The organism is Micromonospora acroterricola (genome assembly GCF_003172955.1).
Taxonomy (GTDB): Bacteria; Actinomycetota; Actinomycetes; order Mycobacteriales; family Micromonosporaceae; genus Micromonospora; species Micromonospora acroterricola.
The window spans coordinates 1-16358 of record NZ_QGKR01000278.1; the positions used below are offsets into that span (position 1 = coordinate 1).

20 protein-coding genes are annotated in these 16358 nt (G+C 70.8%); 8 read left to right on the forward strand and 12 right to left on the reverse strand.

The window, feature by feature from the left end:
- The 7 genes from DKT68_RS24345 to DKT68_RS24370 form a co-directional block, all read right to left on the reverse strand.
- On the reverse strand, window positions 1–580 hold a 580-nt coding region (locus tag DKT68_RS24345; protein WP_236647052.1), incomplete at its 3' end, for a SigE family RNA polymerase sigma factor.
- A gap of 103 nt (window positions 581–683) precedes the next feature.
- Window positions 684–1559 (reverse strand): PH domain-containing protein, encoded by an 876-nt coding sequence (locus tag DKT68_RS24350; protein ID WP_109819711.1) that lies wholly within the window; start codon window positions 1557–1559, stop codon window positions 684–686.
- A 6-nt stretch (window positions 1560–1565) separates the two neighbouring features.
- On the reverse strand, window positions 1566–1724 hold the full coding sequence (locus DKT68_RS31585; protein ID WP_165942702.1) for a hypothetical protein: 159 nt from the start codon (window positions 1722–1724) through the stop codon (window positions 1566–1568).
- Between the two features lie 116 nt (window positions 1725–1840).
- Window positions 1841–2587 (reverse strand): DUF6758 family protein, encoded by a 747-nt coding sequence (locus tag DKT68_RS24355; protein WP_330848948.1) that lies wholly within the window; start codon window positions 2585–2587, stop codon window positions 1841–1843.
- A gap of 11 nt (window positions 2588–2598) precedes the next feature.
- Window positions 2599–3222 (reverse strand): TrmH family RNA methyltransferase, encoded by a 624-nt coding sequence (locus DKT68_RS24360; protein ID WP_109819725.1) that lies wholly within the window; start codon window positions 3220–3222, stop codon window positions 2599–2601.
- Window positions 3223–3275: 53 nt separating this feature from the next.
- Window positions 3276–3791: a hypothetical protein gene (locus tag DKT68_RS24365; RefSeq protein WP_109819726.1), complete on the reverse strand. Its 516-nt coding sequence runs from the start codon at window positions 3789–3791 to the stop codon at window positions 3276–3278.
- Between the two features lie 115 nt (window positions 3792–3906).
- Entirely contained in the window at window positions 3907–4422 is a 516-nt protein-coding gene (locus DKT68_RS24370) for a MaoC family dehydratase (protein ID WP_109819713.1), read from the reverse strand.
- A 547-nt stretch (window positions 4423–4969) separates the two neighbouring features.
- Between DKT68_RS24370 and trxA the strand changes: the two genes are divergently transcribed.
- The 3 genes from trxA to DKT68_RS24385 all read left to right on the forward strand — a co-directional run bounded on the left by trxA (window position 4970) and on the right by DKT68_RS24385 (window position 6901).
- Window positions 4970–5332, forward strand: a complete 363-nt coding sequence (trxA, locus tag DKT68_RS24375) for a thioredoxin (protein ID WP_007455291.1) — start codon at window positions 4970–4972, stop codon at window positions 5330–5332.
- A 160-nt stretch (window positions 5333–5492) separates the two neighbouring features.
- Window positions 5493–5933, forward strand: coding sequence for a hypothetical protein (locus DKT68_RS24380; RefSeq protein WP_109819714.1), 441 nt, complete (start codon window positions 5493–5495; stop codon window positions 5931–5933).
- Window positions 5930–6901: an HTTM domain-containing protein gene (locus DKT68_RS24385; RefSeq protein ID WP_109819715.1), complete on the forward strand. Its 972-nt coding sequence runs from the start codon at window positions 5930–5932 to the stop codon at window positions 6899–6901. The genes DKT68_RS24380 and DKT68_RS24385 overlap by 4 nt, the downstream gene beginning before the upstream one ends.
- Here DKT68_RS24385 and DKT68_RS24390 read toward each other — a convergent pair.
- Window positions 6865–7284 carry a thiol-disulfide oxidoreductase DCC family protein gene (locus DKT68_RS24390; RefSeq protein ID WP_109819716.1) on the reverse strand — a complete coding sequence of 140 codons (420 nt, stop codon included), beginning with the start codon at window positions 7282–7284 and terminating at the stop codon, window positions 6865–6867. The genes DKT68_RS24385 and DKT68_RS24390 overlap by 37 nt on opposite strands.
- Before the next feature lie 93 nt (window positions 7285–7377).
- On the opposite strand from DKT68_RS24390, the gene DKT68_RS24395 reads away from it, so the two are divergent.
- Complete coding sequence (locus tag DKT68_RS24395; RefSeq protein ID WP_109819717.1) at window positions 7378–9444, forward strand: intein-containing Rv2578c family radical SAM protein; 2067 nt, start codon at window positions 7378–7380, stop codon at window positions 9442–9444.
- Window positions 9445–9470: 26 nt separating this feature from the next.
- Window positions 9471–9878, forward strand: coding sequence for a CoA-binding protein (locus DKT68_RS24400; protein ID WP_109819718.1), 408 nt, complete (start codon window positions 9471–9473; stop codon window positions 9876–9878).
- Window positions 9879–10089: 211 nt separating this feature from the next.
- Here the strand turns inward: DKT68_RS24400 and DKT68_RS24405 are convergent, their stop codons facing one another.
- On the reverse strand, window positions 10090–11286 hold the full coding sequence (locus tag DKT68_RS24405; protein WP_109819719.1) for an acyl-CoA dehydrogenase family protein: 1197 nt from the start codon (window positions 11284–11286) through the stop codon (window positions 10090–10092).
- Between the two features lie 177 nt (window positions 11287–11463).
- Here DKT68_RS24405 and DKT68_RS24410 point away from each other — a divergent pair, with 177 nt between their 5' ends.
- Complete coding sequence (locus DKT68_RS24410; protein ID WP_109819720.1) at window positions 11464–12000, forward strand: DUF4190 domain-containing protein; 537 nt, start codon at window positions 11464–11466, stop codon at window positions 11998–12000.
- A 24-nt stretch (window positions 12001–12024) separates the two neighbouring features.
- On the opposite strand, the gene DKT68_RS24415 is transcribed toward DKT68_RS24410, so the two are convergent.
- On the reverse strand, window positions 12025–12930 hold the full coding sequence (locus DKT68_RS24415; protein WP_109819721.1) for an SDR family NAD(P)-dependent oxidoreductase: 906 nt from the start codon (window positions 12928–12930) through the stop codon (window positions 12025–12027).
- 116 nt (window positions 12931–13046) lie between these two features.
- Between DKT68_RS24415 and DKT68_RS24420 the strand changes: the two genes are divergently transcribed.
- Window positions 13047–13577, forward strand: a complete 531-nt coding sequence (locus DKT68_RS24420) for a DUF4190 domain-containing protein (protein ID WP_109819722.1) — start codon at window positions 13047–13049, stop codon at window positions 13575–13577.
- Between the two features lie 75 nt (window positions 13578–13652).
- Here the strand turns inward: DKT68_RS24420 and DKT68_RS24425 are convergent, their stop codons facing one another.
- On the reverse strand, window positions 13653–14609 hold the full coding sequence (locus DKT68_RS24425) for an HpcH/HpaI aldolase/citrate lyase family protein (RefSeq protein WP_109819723.1): 957 nt from the start codon (window positions 14607–14609) through the stop codon (window positions 13653–13655).
- 128 nt (window positions 14610–14737) lie between these two features.
- On the opposite strand from DKT68_RS24425, the gene DKT68_RS24430 reads away from it, so the two are divergent.
- Window positions 14738–15589: an SDR family NAD(P)-dependent oxidoreductase gene (locus DKT68_RS24430; RefSeq protein WP_109819724.1), complete on the forward strand. Its 852-nt coding sequence runs from the start codon at window positions 14738–14740 to the stop codon at window positions 15587–15589.
- Between the two features lie 36 nt (window positions 15590–15625).
- Here the strand turns inward: DKT68_RS24430 and DKT68_RS24435 are convergent.
- A partial coding sequence (locus DKT68_RS24435; RefSeq protein ID WP_109819727.1) for a DMT family transporter occupies window positions 15626–16358 on the reverse strand: 733 nt, incomplete at its 5' end.

Below are 16358 nucleotides of genomic sequence, written 5' to 3' on the forward strand. Positions count from 1 at the left end.
GGCCGGCGCCCGCGGCGGCGGTCCGGCCGGTGTCGGCAGCGGCCGTCCGGCCGCGGCTGCTGGCCGCCTCGGCCGCCAACTCGGGCGTGGCCGCGCCCATCCGCCGGCGCAGCGTGGACAGCGCCCGGGACGCCTGGCTCTTCACCGTGCCCGGGGAGATGTCCAGCATCGCGGCGGTCTGCGCCTCCGACATGTCCTCGTAGTAGCGCAGCACCAGCACCGCCCGCTGCCGGCTGGGCAGCTCCCGCAGGTGCCGCCAGAGCAGGTCGCGGTCCAGTTGCTGCTCGATCTCGTCGACACCTGCTCGCTCGGGCAGCACCTCGGTGGGGCGCTCACCGTGCCAGCGCCGCCGCCACCAACTCGTCGACGTATTGACCATCACGCGTCGGGCGTACGGCTCGACGGCCTCGATGCCACCGAGCCGCTTCCACGCGAGGTAGGTCTTGGTCAGGGCCGTCTGGAGCAGGTCCTCGGCCGTGGCCCAGTCCCCGGCGAGCAGATAGGCGGTACGCAGCAGGGCGGCGGAGCGGGCCGCGACGAACTCGCGAAACTCCTCCTCCAGAGGGTCCCTGCTCGCCACCGCCCACCTCCGCACCCCAGCCGTTCTGGCAGAGTGCCACGTCAGAGGCGCTCCGGTCCATGACGAAAGGTGCGCACCTGCTCCGATGTTCGGACGAAAACCTTCACGCCCCGTCGTCGGCCTTGGCCTCGTCGGCCTCCTTGCCCAGCCGGGCCTCGACCGCCTGCGGCTCGTACATCTCTTCGACCACTCGCAGGTAGAGCTCGTTCGGGTTGGGCAGGTTCTTGATCTCGCGTAGCGCCTGCTCCTGGCCGGCGGACTCCAGCACGAAGGTGCCGTAGTTGAGCGCTCGGCCGGTGGGCGTCTGCTCGTACTTCATGTCGGTGACCCGGACCAGCGGCATCATGGCGACCCGGCGGGTGATGATGCCGTTGACCACCATGACCCGCTTGTTGGTCAGGATGAACCGGTCGTACCACCAGTCGGCGACCTTCCACGCGACCCAGCCCATCACCGCGAACCAGAGCAGCACGGCGATGGTGGTCAGGGCGCCCACGTTCTGCCCGGCGAGGAAGCCGGACAGGTAGCCGAGCACGAAGGTCGCCGCGACGCCGATCAACAGCGGGGTGGTCAGGTGGATCCAGTGCCGCTTCCACTCGCCCCGGTAGCGCTCGGTGGGGAAGAGGTAGCGGGCGACCAGCGAGCTGGGCTCGTCCTCCAGAGGCAGCACCCGGCGGGGCGCCGAGCCGGTCGCGTCGGCGCGCAGCCCGGCCAGCTCGTCCTCGGAGATCTGCGGTGGCTGGTAGCCAGCCTCCGGATCACGGATCCAGGCCCGACCGGAGCGACCCTCGCCGGCGTAACCGGGCCCGTCGCCGTAGCCGACGTCGTCCGATAGGGACGGACCGTCGGACAGGCCGGGCCCGGCGCCGTAGCCGGGGCCGTCATCGGGACCGATCCGCGGGATCGGCTCCGTGTCGCGCTCGCGGCGCTCCCGGTCGGGGTCGTCCGGGTCGAAGGGTGGACCGGAGGGGCTGCCCATCGACGGTTAGGCGACGAGGCTGGTGAAGAAGTCGCCGAACCCCTGGGCGATGTCGACGATCCCGCCGCCGAGCGACTTGAACACATCCGCCGCCGAGTTTGGCCGGTAGGCGACGAAGAAGATCAAGAATGCGATTCCGGCCCAGGTGAGGACCTTCTTGACCATGGCGGGCCATCCTCTCGCGCGGCGCCGGGTCCCATTACCGCAGCGGCACCCAGAGTATCAGTGTGGTGTCGTACAGTGAATATCTGCGTCCGTTCTCCGTCAATCCAGGAGGCTTGTCAAGCCTTCCCGGACAGGTACGGGGACGGTGCGCCGTACACGAGCTCGGGCGGAGTCCACTCGGTCAGGTCGTGCAGCACGACTTCTTCCGCGAGCAGGTGACCCGCACTCGCCGGCCAGGCTATCGCATGCAGCCACATTCCCCGAGCCTCGCCGGCGTACGCGCTTCGATCCGTCGGTGAATTCACCACCCACAGTGGAGTGGGGTGCCCGCCGACCCGGATCCTGGCCTGCCCGACGTGCTCGGGATGCCCTGGCCCGGGGTCTGCCAACGCGTCGGCCAACTCCGGTCCCGGGTCCGGGCCGGCCAGGCCGGCCAGCCGGGTGCCCAGGCCGACGCCCGGCTCCTCGGCCACGAAGACCAGGTCCGCCGGGCCGCCACCGAGCGGCGCGGGGCCCGCGCAGGCCACCGCGGTGGCCCGCACCCCGGTCCGGTCGTCCCCGGCGTACGCCACGCCGGTGAGCGTCCAGCCGGGAGGCAACGGCCACGGGCACCACAGCGGTGTGCCCGGCGGGTGGCCGGTCGCGGTGATCCGGTCCACCACGCTCGCCACGATGTCGGCTCCGATGTGTTCGGGCACGTGCAGTGGTGGCACCGGGCCGCACTGCAGGCACCTCGACTCGGTGTGCATCAGATCCGGCGCCCGTACCGGGCCCCCGCATCTCGGACAACTCACCGCGACACTCACATCCCCACCGTCGCCCCGGAGCGTCGGCACGTCAAGCCGGTCCGTCCGATTCGGCACCGGGGCGTGAGTCAGCCCGGCGGCGGGCCGGCGTGGGTACGGATCCAGGCATGCATGGCGATGCCGCTGGCCACACCCGCGTTGATCGACCGTGTGGAGCCGTACTGGGCGATGGAGTAGAGCTGCTCGCAGGCCGCGCGGGCCGGTTCGGAGAGCCCCGGGCCCTCCTGGCCGAACAGCAGCACGCAGTCGCGCGGCAGGGTGCCGGTCTCCAGCGGGCGTGAGCCGGGCAGGTTGTCGATGCCGAACACCGGCAACCGCCGCCCGGCCGCCCAGTCGACGAACTCCTCGATCGTCTCGTGGTGACGCACATGCTGGTAGCGGTCGGTCACCATCGCGCCGCGCCTGTTCCATCGTCGCCGTCCGACGATGTGCACCTCGGCGGCGAGGAACGCGTTCGCGTTGCGGACCACCGTGCCGATGTTGAAGTCGTGCTGCCAGTTCTCGATGGCGACGTGGAAGCCGTGCCGGCGCCGGTCCAGGTCGGCGACGATCGCCTCGTGCCGCCAGTAGCGGTAACGGTCGACGACGTTGCGCCGGTCCCCCTCGGCCAGCAACTGCGGGTCGTAGCGCGGGTCGTCCGGCGGGCTCCCCGGCCAGGGGCCCACGCCCACCTCAAGCTGGTCGTCGGTCACGGTCATCAGAGGGTACGGGCACAGCGGGCGCCCGCCGCCGACGGCCTGCCGGTTCAGCCGAGCCCGAGCGCGCCACCGAGCCGATCCAGGAACCGCCGGTCGGCCGGGCTGGCGGGCTGGCCGGGTGGAGGCTCGCCGGGGGCGGGCGCCACCCGGCAGACCCGGGCCGCGACCGACTGCACCCACTGGCGGTACGCGGCCGAGTCGGCGGGGTCGGCGCGCCGGTGCAGGACCCGGACCGCCGCGCGGCAGGCGGCCAGCAGGTCCACCAGATCGGTGAGTTGCTCGGTGGAGGGCTGGTTGCCGTCGTGGCGGGCGTAGATCGCGGCGACCACCGCGCGGACCAGATCGCTGTCGAAGGCCCGGCCGGCGGCCACCGCGTCGAGGCCGGCCAGGCCCGCCATGACCCCCCGGGGCGGGCGGCCGAGGCCTGGGGCGGCGGCGGCCACGAGGACCCGACCGGGCAGGCTGGTGAGCAGGTCCCACTCGGCGACGGAGTAGACGGCGGTGGTCAAGGGTGCGGCACGGCGACCGGCAGAGGGCGGCTCTCCGGCGACGGAGTGGCTCATCGGAACCTCCGGCGCCAGCATATGCCCCGAAACGGGAATAGGGCCCCTTCCCCATCAGAACGTCAGGTGGGAAAGGAGCCCCGGACCGGCGGCGGGGTCGACCCACCGCGGTGTTTCAGCGCGGCGTGGGGAAGCTGGGCCGCTCCGGGTCCACACCCTCGGGGACGTTGCTGGCCGCGTACTCCCGCTTGGGGACCATGACCTTGCGGCGGAAGACGCAGACCATGGTGCCGTCCTGGTTGTAACCGCGGGTCTCCACGGACACCACACCCCGGTCGGGCTTGGAGCCGGACTCCCGCTTGTCCAGCACGGTGGTCTCGCCGTAGATGGTGTCGCCGTGGAAGGTGGGGGCCACGTGCCGCAGCGACTCGACCTCCAAGTTGGCGATCGCCTTGCCGCTGACGTCGGGCACCGACATGCCGAGCAGGAGCGAGTAGATGTAGTTGCCCACCACGACGTTGCGCTTGAACTGGCTGGCCGTCTCGGCGTAGTGCGCGTCCATGTGCAGCGGGTGGTGGTTCATGGTGAGCAGGCAGAAGAGGTGGTCGTCGTACTCGGTGACGGTCTTGCCCGGCCAGTGCCGGTAGACCGCGCCGACCTCGAACTCCTCGTAGTAGCGGCCGAACTGCATCCTGGTCCCCTTCGACGGGCGGCGATGGAGTTCGGCACAGCATGCCTTACCGGTGGTTAAGGCGACCCGCAGGGCGCGACCTCGGCGGAAATGTCACACCGGTCACTCACTGGGGGGAGACGCAATGAGCGGCGGGGCCCTCCCCGGCACCCGCCGCCCACGCTCTGATGCGGAGAATTCTGCCCTACGCCAACGTAGGTTCAACAGAGACCGGCGTCACATTTATTCTTTTGTAACACTACTGTGCGTGATGGAACACGAGTTGATCAGCGATCTCCGCAGGCCCGATACCTCCTTGTCAAGGGACAAGTTACCGATTCGTAGCGCTCGATCGCGTCGATCTCCCTGGAAACGCTCCCATCACGCCAGGTCACGCAAGTGCGTCATGCACTTGCGTTCCGCAGATCGGGACGCACAGACGTGAGTCGATGACCCTCGGTACTCGTGGGCAGCCCGCAGCACGTTTCGTGCCCGACCGCCCGGGAATTCGATACGGTCAGCCCTGGTTCTACGGGACGTAGACAAACCGCGGTGATCGGAGAGTGCAATGGCAACCGTTGAGCTGACCTCGACGAACTTCGACGAGGTGACCGGCAACGACGGCATCGTCCTGGTCGACTTCTGGGCCGACTGGTGTGGTCCGTGCAAGCGGTTCGCCCCGGTCTACGAGCGCTCCTCGGAGAAGCACCAGAACATCGTCTTCGGCAAGGTCGACACCGAGGCGCAGCAGGAGCTGGGCGCCAAGTTCGACATCCGGTCGATCCCGACGATCATGGCGATCCGCGACGGCGTCATCGTCTTCGCCCAGCCGGGCGCCCTCCCCGAGTCCGCGCTCGAGAACCTGATCGAGCAGGTCGAGGCGCTGGACATGGACGACGTCCGCAAGCAGCTGGCCGAGCACAACCACTGAGCCGTCCCCGCGACGGCACGCGAGGCCGGGCCCGGTCGGGCCCGGCCTTCGTCGTATCCGGGCCCCCGCGTGGGACGCCCGCCGTCACCGACCTGGGCAGCCGGAACTGACCGTCGGAGGGACCCGACGCGGCCGGTACATCCCGTATCGTCACGACCCGATGGAGAACTTGACCACCCGCGGGCGCGCCACCCGGCTGGGCGCGACCGCACTCGGCCTCGTCCTGCTGCTGATCGGCACCTTCTGGGGCAGCGACGACGACTTCCCGTTCGGCCCGTTCCGGATGTACTCCACGTCCAACCCGCCGAACGCCCCCGCCCCGGACACCCGCGTGGAGGGGGTGAACAGCACCGGCGCCGTGATCGACCTCGACCAGGACGCGACCGGCATCCGCCGCGCAGAGATCGAGGGTCAGCAGCAGCGGTACGCCGCCGACCCGGCGCTGCTCGCCGAGGTCGCCGACGCGTACGCCGAACGCCACCCCGACGCCGCCGCGCTGGTCGAGGTCCGCATCGTCATCCGCTGGCACGGCATCCGTGCCGGCCGGCCGACCGGCCGGCACACCGACGAGACCGTCGTCCGCTGGCAGGCGTCCCGATGATCCGCTGGCTGACCGAGGCGGTGCCGCGGGGCCGGGTGGCCGCGTTCCGCACGCTGATCTACCTGTTCGTCGCCGCCGACCTGGTGGTCTTCACGCCCTGGGTGCGGACGAGGGCCAGCGTGCCCGGCGAGCTGTACCACCCGCTCCTGGTCGGCCGGGTGCTCCCGCTGCCCACGCCCACCCCGACGCTGGTCGCGGTGATCTTCTGGGCGCTGCTGCTGCTCGCCCTGCTCGCCGCGACCGGACGGGCGCCCCGCCTGCTCGGCTGGGCGGTCTGCGGGCTGTACCTCGAGTGGATGATCATCGCGATGAGCTACGGAAAGGTCGACCACGACCGGTTCGGGCTGCTCGTCGCGCTGGCCGTACTGCCCACCGCCGGTCGGGCCCGCCACGGCGACACCACCCGCACCGAGGCTGGCGGCTGGGCGCTGCGGGTCACCCAGATCGCGGTGATCTGCACCTACTTCCTGGCCGCCTGGGCCAAACTGCGCTTCGGCGGGCTGGACTGGCTGACCGGCTCGGTGCTGGCGCGGGCCATCATCCGGCGCGGCACCGACCTGGCGGACCTGATCGCCCAGGTGCCGTACCTGTTGATCGTCGCCCAGTTCGGCATCGTGGCCTTCGAACTGTTGAGCCCGGTGGTCTTCCTGCTGCCGGCCCGCTGGCGACTGGCCATGGTCGGCTTCTTCTACTCGTTCCACGTGGTCACCGTCGCGACCATCACCATCTCGTTCGCCCCGCACCTGGCGGCGATGACCAGCTTCCTGCCGCTGGAGCGGGTACGCCCCCTGGTCTGGGCCCGCCGGCTCATCGGCCGCGGCCCTTCCGAGGCGGCGACGACGGACGCCCCGGAACCGCGCCCGGCCGACGTCGATCCGGTGCCGGCCGACCAGGACCCGGTGGCAGACGGCGCGGAGCGGACGCTCGACGATCAGGCGCCGGTGGTCGGGCGGCCAGCCGGCCCGTAGAGCCGCTCCCGGGCCTCCTGCGGCAGGGAGCAGGCCGCCGTGCCGCCGGGAAGCCGGTGCCGGTTGCGCGCCACCCAGCGGTACAACGGCCAGGCCGCAACGCGCACCGGAGGAATCCGCAGGCCGGCGCCGGCGACCCGCCAGAGCGGACCACTCGCGGCGAGCAGCTTCGCGATGGCGTCCGGACCGGCCGCGCGCGAGCCGTCCGCGCCGACCCACTGCACGGCCTCCTCGCACTCGGCCACGGTGAGGCCGAGCGCGTCCAGGTCGGCGAACTGCCAGGGCACCACCCGGGCGGCGGTGGGGATGCGGCGCTCGATGAACTCCGCACAGCTCGTGCAGAACGCGCAGTCCCCGTCGTAGACGAAGGTCGACGTCTCCATGGCGTCCATCCTCCCCTCTCCGACCATACGAACGCCCACCGGTGTACGGCGGGTCACTTGCGCTTGCCTCGTACACGTGTTCGAATGATGGCCATGCGCTGGGACAACCTCACCGCTCCCCCGGTAGAGGGAGACCCCGAGCGGGCAGCGCCAGCGACGCCACCCCTGCCGCTGGCGCTGCCCGGCGCCATCGCCCGCACCTTCGACACTCCCGAGTTCGCCGGGATGACCTTCTACGAGGTGCAGGCCAAGTCCATCCTCAACCGGGTGCCCGGGCAGTCCCGCGTCCCGTTCGAGTGGACGATCAACCCGTACCGAGGCTGTTCTCATGCCTGTGTCTACTGCCTGGGCGCGGACACCCCGATCCTGATGGCGGACGGTCGCACGAAGCCGATCAGCGAACTGGAGCCGGGTGACCGCATCTACGGGACCGAGCGACGGGGCGCCTACCGCCGATACGTGATCACCACCGTCCTCGACAAGTGGTCCACGGTGAAGCCGGCCTACCGGGTCACCCTGGAGGACGGCACGACCCTCATCGCCAGCGGGGACCACCGGTTCCTCTCTGAACGTGGCTGGAAGTACGTCACCGGGGCCATGCATGGCAACGCCCGACGCCCCTACCTGACCACCAACAACCGCCTGATCGGCACCGGTCGTTTCGCCGTCGGGCCGAAGGAGTCACTCGACTACCGCCGGGGCTACCTGTGCGGCATGGTCCGCGGAGACGCGCACCTGGGCACGTTCTCGTACTCGTACGGGACGGTGCACCGGTTCCGGCTGGCGTTGGCCGATGACGAGGCTTTGAGCCGCAGTGAGCGCTACCTCGCACTCGATGGGATCAAGACGCAGCGTTTCGCCTTCACGCAGGTCAGCACCACGCGACGTGCGATGACCGCCATCGGCACCTCGAAGCAGCGGGACATCGAGACGATCGCTGACCTTATCCGCTGGCCGGTCGAGCCCAGCGACGACTGGAGGCTTGGCTTCCTGGCCGGCATCTTCGACGCCGGCGGCAGTTGCAGCAGAGGCGTTCTGCGCATCAGCAACAGCGACGACGCCATCCTCGACCAGACGACGGCAGCACTCCGCCATTTCGGTTTCGCCTGTGTGCGGGAAGACCGCGGCCTACCCAACCGTGTGCGGGAGACCAGGCTGACCGGGGGCCTCGCCGCCCGGCTCCGGTTCTTTCACCTGACCGACCCTGCCATCACTCGGAAACGGTCGATCGAGGGTGGCGCACTGAAGCATCAGGGCGCCCTCAAGGTTGTCGGCATCGAGGCACTCGGGCTGGAGCTGCCGCTCTGGGACATCACCACTGGCACCGGGGACTTCATCGCCAACGGAGTCGTCAGCCACAACTGCTTCGCCCGAAACACGCACACCTATCTCGATCTCGATGCCGGTGCGGACTTCGACCGGAAGGTGATCGTCAAGGTCAACGCCGGTGAGCTGGTCCGGCGGGAGCTGGCCGCCCCGAAGTGGCGGGGCGCCCACGTGGCGATGGGCACCAACGTGGACTGCTACCAGCGGGCCGAGGGGCGCTACCGGCTCATGCCGCAGATCATCGCGGCACTGCGCGACTTCGCCAACCCGTTCTCGATCCTGACCAAGGGCACGCTGATCCTGCGGGATCTCCCCCTGCTGCGCGAGGCCGCCGAGGTGACCAGGGTCGGCATCTCCTATTCGGTGGGCTTCGTCGACGAGCAGCTCTGGCGCACCGTCGAGCCGGGCACACCGCACCCGCGCCGCCGACTGGACGCCGTCCGGGCACTCGCCGACGCCGGCTTCTCCGTCGGGGTGCTGATGGCCCCGATCCTGCCCGGGCTGAGCGACGACGACGAGTCGATCGACGCCACCGTGTCGGCGATCGCCGCCGCCGGGGCGAGCAGCGTGACCCCGCTGGCCCTGCACCTGCGTCCCGGCGCGCGGGAGTGGTACGCGCACTGGCTGGGCAGGGAGTATCCGCACCTCGTGCCCCGCTACCGCGAGCTCTACCGGGCAGGCGCCTACGCTCCTCAGGCGTACCAGCGGGAGCTGACCGCGCGGGTGCGCATCGCGGCCCGCCGGCACGGGCTGCACCGTGGTGACCAGGGCGACAACCGCCGCCTGCCCGAGCCACCGCCACCGCCGGCCGCCGAGCAGCTGACCCTGCTCTGACCCAGGGGCAGCGCTACAGTCGGCGGGTGCGTACCGCTCAGCAGATCCTCGCCGACTCCGCCGTGATCGCCGTCGTGGGCGCGTCGCGCGACCCGGGCAAGGCCGCGCACGGCGTGCCGTTGCAGATGCAGCAGTACGGCTGGCGCATCATCCCGGTGAACCCGACCGTCGACGAACTCTTCGGGGAGCGGGCGTACGCGACGCTGGCCGACATCCCGCACCCGGTCGACCTGGTGGACGTGTTCCGGCCGGCGGCCGACGCCGTGCAGGTGGTCCGGGACGCGGCGGCGATCGGCGCCCCGGCGGTCTGGTTGCAGCTGGGCATCGTCTCGGCCGAGGCGCGGCGGATCGCCGAGGAGGCCGGGATGGACTACGTCGAGGACCGCTGCCTCATCGTCGAACGCGCCGCCGCCGGCCTGACCCGCCTCGGCTGACGCATCCGGTCGGGCGCGATCCCGAGGCGCCCAAGCGCGACAGTTGGCCCGGGATCGCTTCGTACCGCCGCGGGACGGGGCACGTCACGGCCCCGCCGGAGCAGCGGACCACAGGGGTTGAGCGTGATACCTCAGAGCCATTTTCATACCTCAGAGGCATCACGCAATCGACCGACCACATCCCCTCCCCGGTTGGGGCAGGCGGCTGGGATCAGAGCTTGTACTCCTTGAGCAGGCCACGGGAGATGATGGTCTTCTGGATCTCGGAGGTGCCCTCGCCGATGAGCAGGAACGGGGCCTCCCGCATCAGCCGCTCGATCTCGTACTCCTTGGAGTAGCCGTAGCCGCCGTGGATGCGGAACGACTCCTGGACGACCTCGGCGCAGTATTCCGAGGCGAGCAGCTTGGCCATCCCGGCCTCGACGTCGTTGCGCTGGCCGGCGTCCTTGAGCCGCGCGGCGTTGACCATGAGGGCGTGCGCGGCCTCGATCTTCGTGCCCATCTCGGCGAGCTTGAAGGCGATCGCCTGGTGCCTGGCGAGCGGCTGACCGAAGGTCTTGCGCTGCTGGGCGTAGCTCACCGCCAACTCGAAGGCGCGGATGGAGATGCCGCAGGCGCGGGCCGCCACGTTCACCCGGCCCACCTCGATGCCGTCCATCATCTGGTAGAAGCCCCGGCCCACCTTGTCGGCGCCGCCGAGGATCGCCGAGTCGGGCACGGTCACCCCGTCGAGCACCATCTCGGTGGTCTCGACGCCCTTGTAGCCCATCTTTTCGATCTTGCCGGGGATGGTCAGCCCGGGGGCGGTCTCGCCGAAGCCCGGCTCCTTCTCCAGCAAAAAGGTGCTCATGTTGCCGTACACCGACTCGGCGCCGGTGTCGGTCTTGACCAGCGTGGCCACCACCGAGGAGTACGCCCCGTTGGTCAGCCACATCTTCTGCCCGTTGAGCACGTAGCGATCGCCGTCCCGTACCGCCCGGGAGGTGATGGCCGAGACGTCGGAGCCGGTCTCCGGCTCGGACATGGAGAAGGCGCCGCGCACCTCGCCGGTGGCCATCTTCGGCAGCAGGCGGGCCTTCTGCTCGGCCGAGCCATGCTGGGAGATCAGGTACGCCACGATGAAGTGGGTGTTGACGATGCCGGAGATCGACATCCACCCTCGGGACAGCTGTTCCACCACCAGCGCGTACGTGAGCAGGGACTCGCCGAGGCCGCCGTACTCCTCGTCGATGGTGAGGCCGAACAGCCCCATCTCGCGCATCCCGTCAAGGATGTCGGTGGGGTACTCGTCGGCGTGCTCCAGCCGCTGAGCGTGCGGGATGATCTCCTTGTCGGCGAACTCCCGGACGGTCTCGAGGATCGACCGCTGCACATCGGTCAGGCCGGGCGTCTGGGCGAGTCGAGCCATCTCAGCCTCCGGGGATCAGCGCACTACTCGTGGGTAACTGAACGCTGGGTCAGTATCGGTCTCCGGAGCCGGCGAGGCCAAGGTGACCAGTCCACACAACCGCTGTGAAAAGGTTCACCGCTGCGGGTAGCGTCCGGCAAGAGGGACTTTTCCGGCACCGGCAGGAGGAGGACAGCCGTGAGCTACCCGCCGCCGTCGGGACCGCCCGGGGACGACCAACCGCCGTCACCCTACGAGCCGCCGCCGGACCAGTCGCCCTACGCTCCGCCGCCGGCGGGCCAGCCGCCGTACGCTCCGCCGCCGGACCAGTCGTCCTTCGGACCACCGGAACGCTCACCGTACGGGCCACCGGCGGACGACCCGTCGCCGTACGGGCAGCAGGGGCCGCACCAGCCGGCGCACTGGGGACAGCAGCCGCCGTACCCCCCGCAGGGCCCCTACGGTCAGTACGGTCCCCCGTCGTCCGGACCGGGTCGGGGCACCAACGTGCTGGCGATCCTGTCGCTGGTGTTCGCCTTCGTGTTCCCTCCGGCCGGCGCCGTTCTCGGTCACGTGGCCAAGCGGCAGATCCGCAGCAGCGGCGAGGAGGGCGACCAGCTCGCCACCTGGGGGCTGATCCTCGGCTACGTCTTCACCGGGCTGACGCTGCTGGCCTGTTGTGGGTGGCTGGCCCTGGTCGTCCTCGGCAACAGCGGCGACAGCGGCGGCTACTGACCGGGGACGGAAGCAGCGGCCCGATCAGCGGAAACGGGCCTCACGGACACTGTTGCCGCCGTCCACCACCAGCATCTGGCCGGTGATGTACGAGGCGGCCGGCGAGCACAGGAAGCTGATCGCGGCGGCGACCTCGTCCGGAGTGCCCGGTCGACCGACCGGGGTGCCCAGCCCCTGCTTGATCTCGGCCATCGTGGACGCCGCGGTGTAGATGGTGCCGGGCGCCACCGCGTTCACGGTCACCCCGTCGGCGATCATCTCCATGGCCAGTGCCCGGGTCAGCCCGACCACCCCGGCCTTCGCCGCGGCGTAGGCGGCCTCGGTGGGCAGGGCGTTGACCGGCCCGGCGGTGGCCGCGAGGTTGACGATCCGCCCCCAACCCCGCTCGGCCATCCCGCTGATGAACGCCCGGCTGCAGAGGAAGGCCGTGGTCAGGTTGCGGTCGATCTCGCCCTTCCACTCGTCGTAGCTGAGCTGCGCGACGGGCCGCAGGACCTCCGGGTTGGCCCGGCTGGTGAGGCCGGCGTTGTTGACCAGCACCTCGACGTCGCCCAACTGCTCGGCGACCGCGTCGGCCAGCGCGCCCACCTCGGACTCGTCGGTCAGGTCCGCGACGAAACCGGTCACCCCCAGCTCGCTGGCGCGCTCGTGGATGCGCCGGGTGGTGGAGACGATCGCCACCCGGGCGCCCAGGTCGGCGAGCCGGCGGGCGGTGGCGTACCCGATGCCGTCGGGGCTGCCCGCCCCCGTCACCAGGGCGACCCGCCCGTCGAGCCGCATGGTCACCGGGTCGGCGAGCGCGACCGGCTCGTCGGCGCCGGGGACACCGGCGGAGGTGGCCGCACGGCCGCGCCTGCCGGCGCCCGGACGGCTGACGTCCCGTCTCGGTCGACTGCCGGAACGATCGGCGGCGCGCGCGTCGATTGCCATGCCAGGATCCTGCCCGGTCCGACGGGCCCGGGCAACGCGGCACCCGGTAGCAGGGGCATCGGGTTTGGTCGCCGCTGGCTACCCTGACGGCGCACCCGACCTGACGGAGAATTCGCATGACCTATCCCCCACCGCCCGGCGGCTGGACCGATCCCACGGGCCAGCAGTCGAGCGCCCCGGCGGACCCGACCCTGGTGGCCGGTCAGCCGGTACCCACCCAACACGGCCCGGTGGACCCGTACGCGCCGGTCGACCCGTACGCGGGTGGACAGTTGCCGCCGGGCCAGCCCATGGCCGGCTACGCCCCACAGCCCGGCTACGCCCCGCAGCCCGGCTACCCGCCGCAGTACGCCGGCTACGGCTACCCGGCGCCGCCGAAGACCAACGGTCTGGCGATCGCGGCGCTGGTGCTGGCCCTGGTCGGCTTCACGTCCTGCATCACCGCACCGGTCGGGGCGATCCTCGGTCACGTGGCCCAGAAGCAGATCCGGCTGAGCGGCGAGGGCGGTGAGGGCATGGCGAAGGCCGCGATCATCGTCGGCTGGATCCTCACCGGGCTGCTGGTGTTGCTGATCGCCTTCTACGTCGTCATGATCGTCATCGCCATTGTGACGAGCGCCGGCAGCGACAGCAGCAGCAGCTACTGATCGGCGAACGGGTCGGCGTACCGCCGGTTTCCGGGCCGGGACGATAGCCACGGCGGTCGTCCCGGCCCGGCGTGTTCACTCCGCCGGTGGGGTGAACGACGAGGTACGGCTCATCCCGGCGGCCCGGCCCTTGGCGGCGATCACCAGCGCCATCTTGCGGGACGCCTCGTCGATCATCTCGTCGCCGAGCATCACGGCACCCAGCCGGCCGCCGGCCTCCGAGGTGTAGTGCTCGTACGCGTCGAGGATCAACTCGGCGTGGTCGTAGTCGGCCTGCGCCGGCTGGTAGACCTCGTTGGCGGCGTCGATCTGACCCGGGTGCAGCACCCACTTGCCGTCGAAGCCCAGGGCCGCCGAGCGCTTGGCCACCTCGCGGAACCCGTCCACGTCCCGGATCTGCAGGAACGGGCCGTCGATGGCCTGCTTGTCGTGCATCCGGGCGGCCATCAGGATCCGCATGAGGATGTAGTGGTACGGGTCGCCCGGGTAGTCCGGGATCAGCGCGCCGACCACCAGGGACCTCATGTTGATCGAGGCCATGAAGTCGGCCGGACCGAAGATGATGGTCTCCACCCGGGGCGAGGCCGCGGCGATCGCGTCAACGTTGACCAGGCCGGCGGCGTTCTCGATCTGCGCCTCGATGCCGATCCGACCGACCTCCAGGCCGAGGGTCTTCTCGATCTGCGTCAGCGTCAGGTCCAGCCACTGCACCTGGGCGGCGTTCTGCACCTTCGGCAGCATGACGCAGTCCAGGTTTGCGCCGGCGCCCTCGACCACCTCGATGACGTCCCGGTAGGTCCACGGGGTGGTCAGGTCGTTGACCCGGACCACCCGGGTCTTGCCGGCCCAGTCACCCTCGTTGAGCGCCGCCACGATGTTCTTGCGCGCGTCCGGCTTGGCCAACGGGGCCACGGCATCCTCCAGGTCGAGGAACACCTGGTCGGCGGGGAGTCCCTGCGCCTTGCCGAGCATCTTGACGCTGGAACCCGGTACGGCGAGGCAGGACCGGCGGGGGCGACCGACTGCGGCCATGGATGCGCTCCTTCCAGCGTCCGGCGGGCACGCCGACGCCACCTGACGACAGATCCGGAAACTTAACGATCCCAAAGGGCGTGGTGACGCCACGGTAACCTCGCGCCATGACCGGGGTGAATGGACCTGTGGAAGATCTCACTGGGCGTCGACTGGTGGTGGTGACCGGGGCCAGCTCCGGCATCGGGCTGGCCGCCGCCGTGGACCTGGCCTGCCGCGGTGACCGGGTGGTGCTGGTCGGACGGGACCCGGCCCGGTTGCAGGCGGCGGCGGAACGGGTACGGGAGAACTCGGGTGAGCGTCCGGAGCTGTTCCGGGCCGACTTCGCGGTGCTCGACGACGTACGCAGGCTCGCCGAGCACCTGCGGGACGCGTACGACCGGATCGATGTGCTCGCCAACAACGCCGGCGCCATCGCGCTCCAGCCGCTCACCACCGTCGACGGGTTCGAGCTGTCGATCCAGGCCAACCACCTCGCCCCGTTCCTGCTGACCAACCTGCTCGCCGACCGGATCGGCCGGATCGTGGTCACCGCCTCCGGCGCGCACCGCAGCGGTGTCCTGGACCCGGACGACCTGAACAAGCCGCTGCACCGCTACCGGCCGATGGTCGCGTACGGCACCAGCAAGCAGGCCAACATCCTGTTCACCGCCGAGGCTGCCCGCCGCTGGCCCGACATCGCCGCGCACAGCTTCCACCCGGGAGTGGTGCGGACCCGCTTCGCCAACGACAGCCGGCTGGTCGCTCTCGGCATGCGGTTCCTTCCGTTACGCAGGCCCGAGAAGGGCGCCGAGACCCTGGTCTGGCTGGCCAACCAGGACCGGTCGCGGCTGGTCGACGGTGGCTACTACCACAACCGGCGGCTGCGTCGGCCGTTGCGCAAGGCCAGCGATCCACAGCTCGCGGCCCGGCTGTGGGCGGCGAGCGCCAAGGCCGTCGGCATCGCCGACTCGGCGGATCGGCGCCGACCGCCCGCGTGATCGAGGTGTACGAGATGTAGTCGGCAGGGCCGGCGGTCAGGTGTCCAGCGGTGCGGCGTCGGCGGGAAGCGGGGTGGGCGGCACCGCACGGCGGCCGGCCCGGGCCCCGCCGAGCACCACCACCGCCACCCCGACCAGCAGCAGCGCCATCCCCAGCAGCGCGTACGGGCGGGGCAGCTGACCCAGCCAGAGCCAACCGAGCAGGGCCGCGCCGGGCACCTCCAGCAGGATCAGCACGCTGACCGTGGTCGCCGGGATCCGGTGCAGGGCGTAGTTGAACATCGAGTGGCCGAGCAGTTGGGCGCCGGCGACCAGGGCCAGGATGGCCAGCCAGGTGCGTCCGTCGAAGCCGGTCATGCGGACCCCGCCGAGCAGGCAGACGACCAGCAGGATCAGCGCGCAGATCCCGTAGCAGATGGTCGTGTACGTGGTGGTGCTGATGCTGGCCCGGGCGCGCTCGCCCGAGGCGGTGTAGACGGCGGCGAACAGGCCCCCGGTCACCGCCAGCAGGTCACCGAGGACGGCCCGCCCGGAGATGCCCACGTCCGCGCCCGTCGCGACCACCGCGCCGCCGACCGCCACCGCGATGCCGATCCACACCACCGGGGGCAACCGGCGGCCCTGGGCGCGAGCGATCAGGCCCTGCCAGACCGGCTGGGTGGCGACCAGCGCGGTGGCCGTGGCGACCGAGGTGAGCTGGGCGCTCGGCATCCAGGTGGCGAAGTGCGCGGCCAGCGCGACCCCGGAGAGCACGCAGAACAGCCCCTCC

What these genes read in the sequence shown, in the direction of transcription:
- DKT68_RS24405 (WP_109819719.1), bottom strand. Translation starts at nt 11,286, where the DNA reads ATGGCTCGACTCGCCCAGACGCCCGGCCTGACCGATGTGCAGCGGTCG.
- DKT68_RS24380 (WP_109819714.1), top strand. Translation starts at nt 5,493, where the DNA reads ATGGAGAACTTGACCACCCGCGGGCGCGCCACCCGGCTGGGCGCGACC.
- DKT68_RS24390 (WP_109819716.1), bottom strand. Translation starts at nt 7,284, where the DNA reads ATGGAGACGTCGACCTTCGTCTACGACGGGGACTGCGCGTTCTGCACG.
- trxA (WP_007455291.1), top strand. Translation starts at nt 4,970, where the DNA reads ATGGCAACCGTTGAGCTGACCTCGACGAACTTCGACGAGGTGACCGGC.
- DKT68_RS24365 (WP_109819726.1), bottom strand. Translation starts at nt 3,791, where the DNA reads ATGAGCCACTCCGTCGCCGGAGAGCCGCCCTCTGCCGGTCGCCGTGCC.
- DKT68_RS24370 (WP_109819713.1), bottom strand. Translation starts at nt 4,422, where the DNA reads ATGCAGTTCGGCCGCTACTACGAGGAGTTCGAGGTCGGCGCGGTCTAC.
- DKT68_RS24395 (WP_109819717.1), top strand. Translation starts at nt 7,378, where the DNA reads ATGCGCTGGGACAACCTCACCGCTCCCCCGGTAGAGGGAGACCCCGAG.
- DKT68_RS24415 (WP_109819721.1), bottom strand. Translation starts at nt 12,930, where the DNA reads ATGGCAATCGACGCGCGCGCCGCCGATCGTTCCGGCAGTCGACCGAGA.
- DKT68_RS24350 (WP_109819711.1), bottom strand. Translation starts at nt 1,559, where the DNA reads ATGGGCAGCCCCTCCGGTCCACCCTTCGACCCGGACGACCCCGACCGG.
- DKT68_RS24385 (WP_109819715.1), top strand. Translation starts at nt 5,930, where the DNA reads ATGATCCGCTGGCTGACCGAGGCGGTGCCGCGGGGCCGGGTGGCCGCG.
- DKT68_RS24420 (WP_109819722.1), top strand. Translation starts at nt 13,047, where the DNA reads ATGACCTATCCCCCACCGCCCGGCGGCTGGACCGATCCCACGGGCCAG.
- DKT68_RS24425 (WP_109819723.1), bottom strand. Translation starts at nt 14,609, where the DNA reads ATGGCCGCAGTCGGTCGCCCCCGCCGGTCCTGCCTCGCCGTACCGGGT.
- DKT68_RS31585 (WP_165942702.1), bottom strand. Translation starts at nt 1,724, where the DNA reads ATGGTCAAGAAGGTCCTCACCTGGGCCGGAATCGCATTCTTGATCTTC.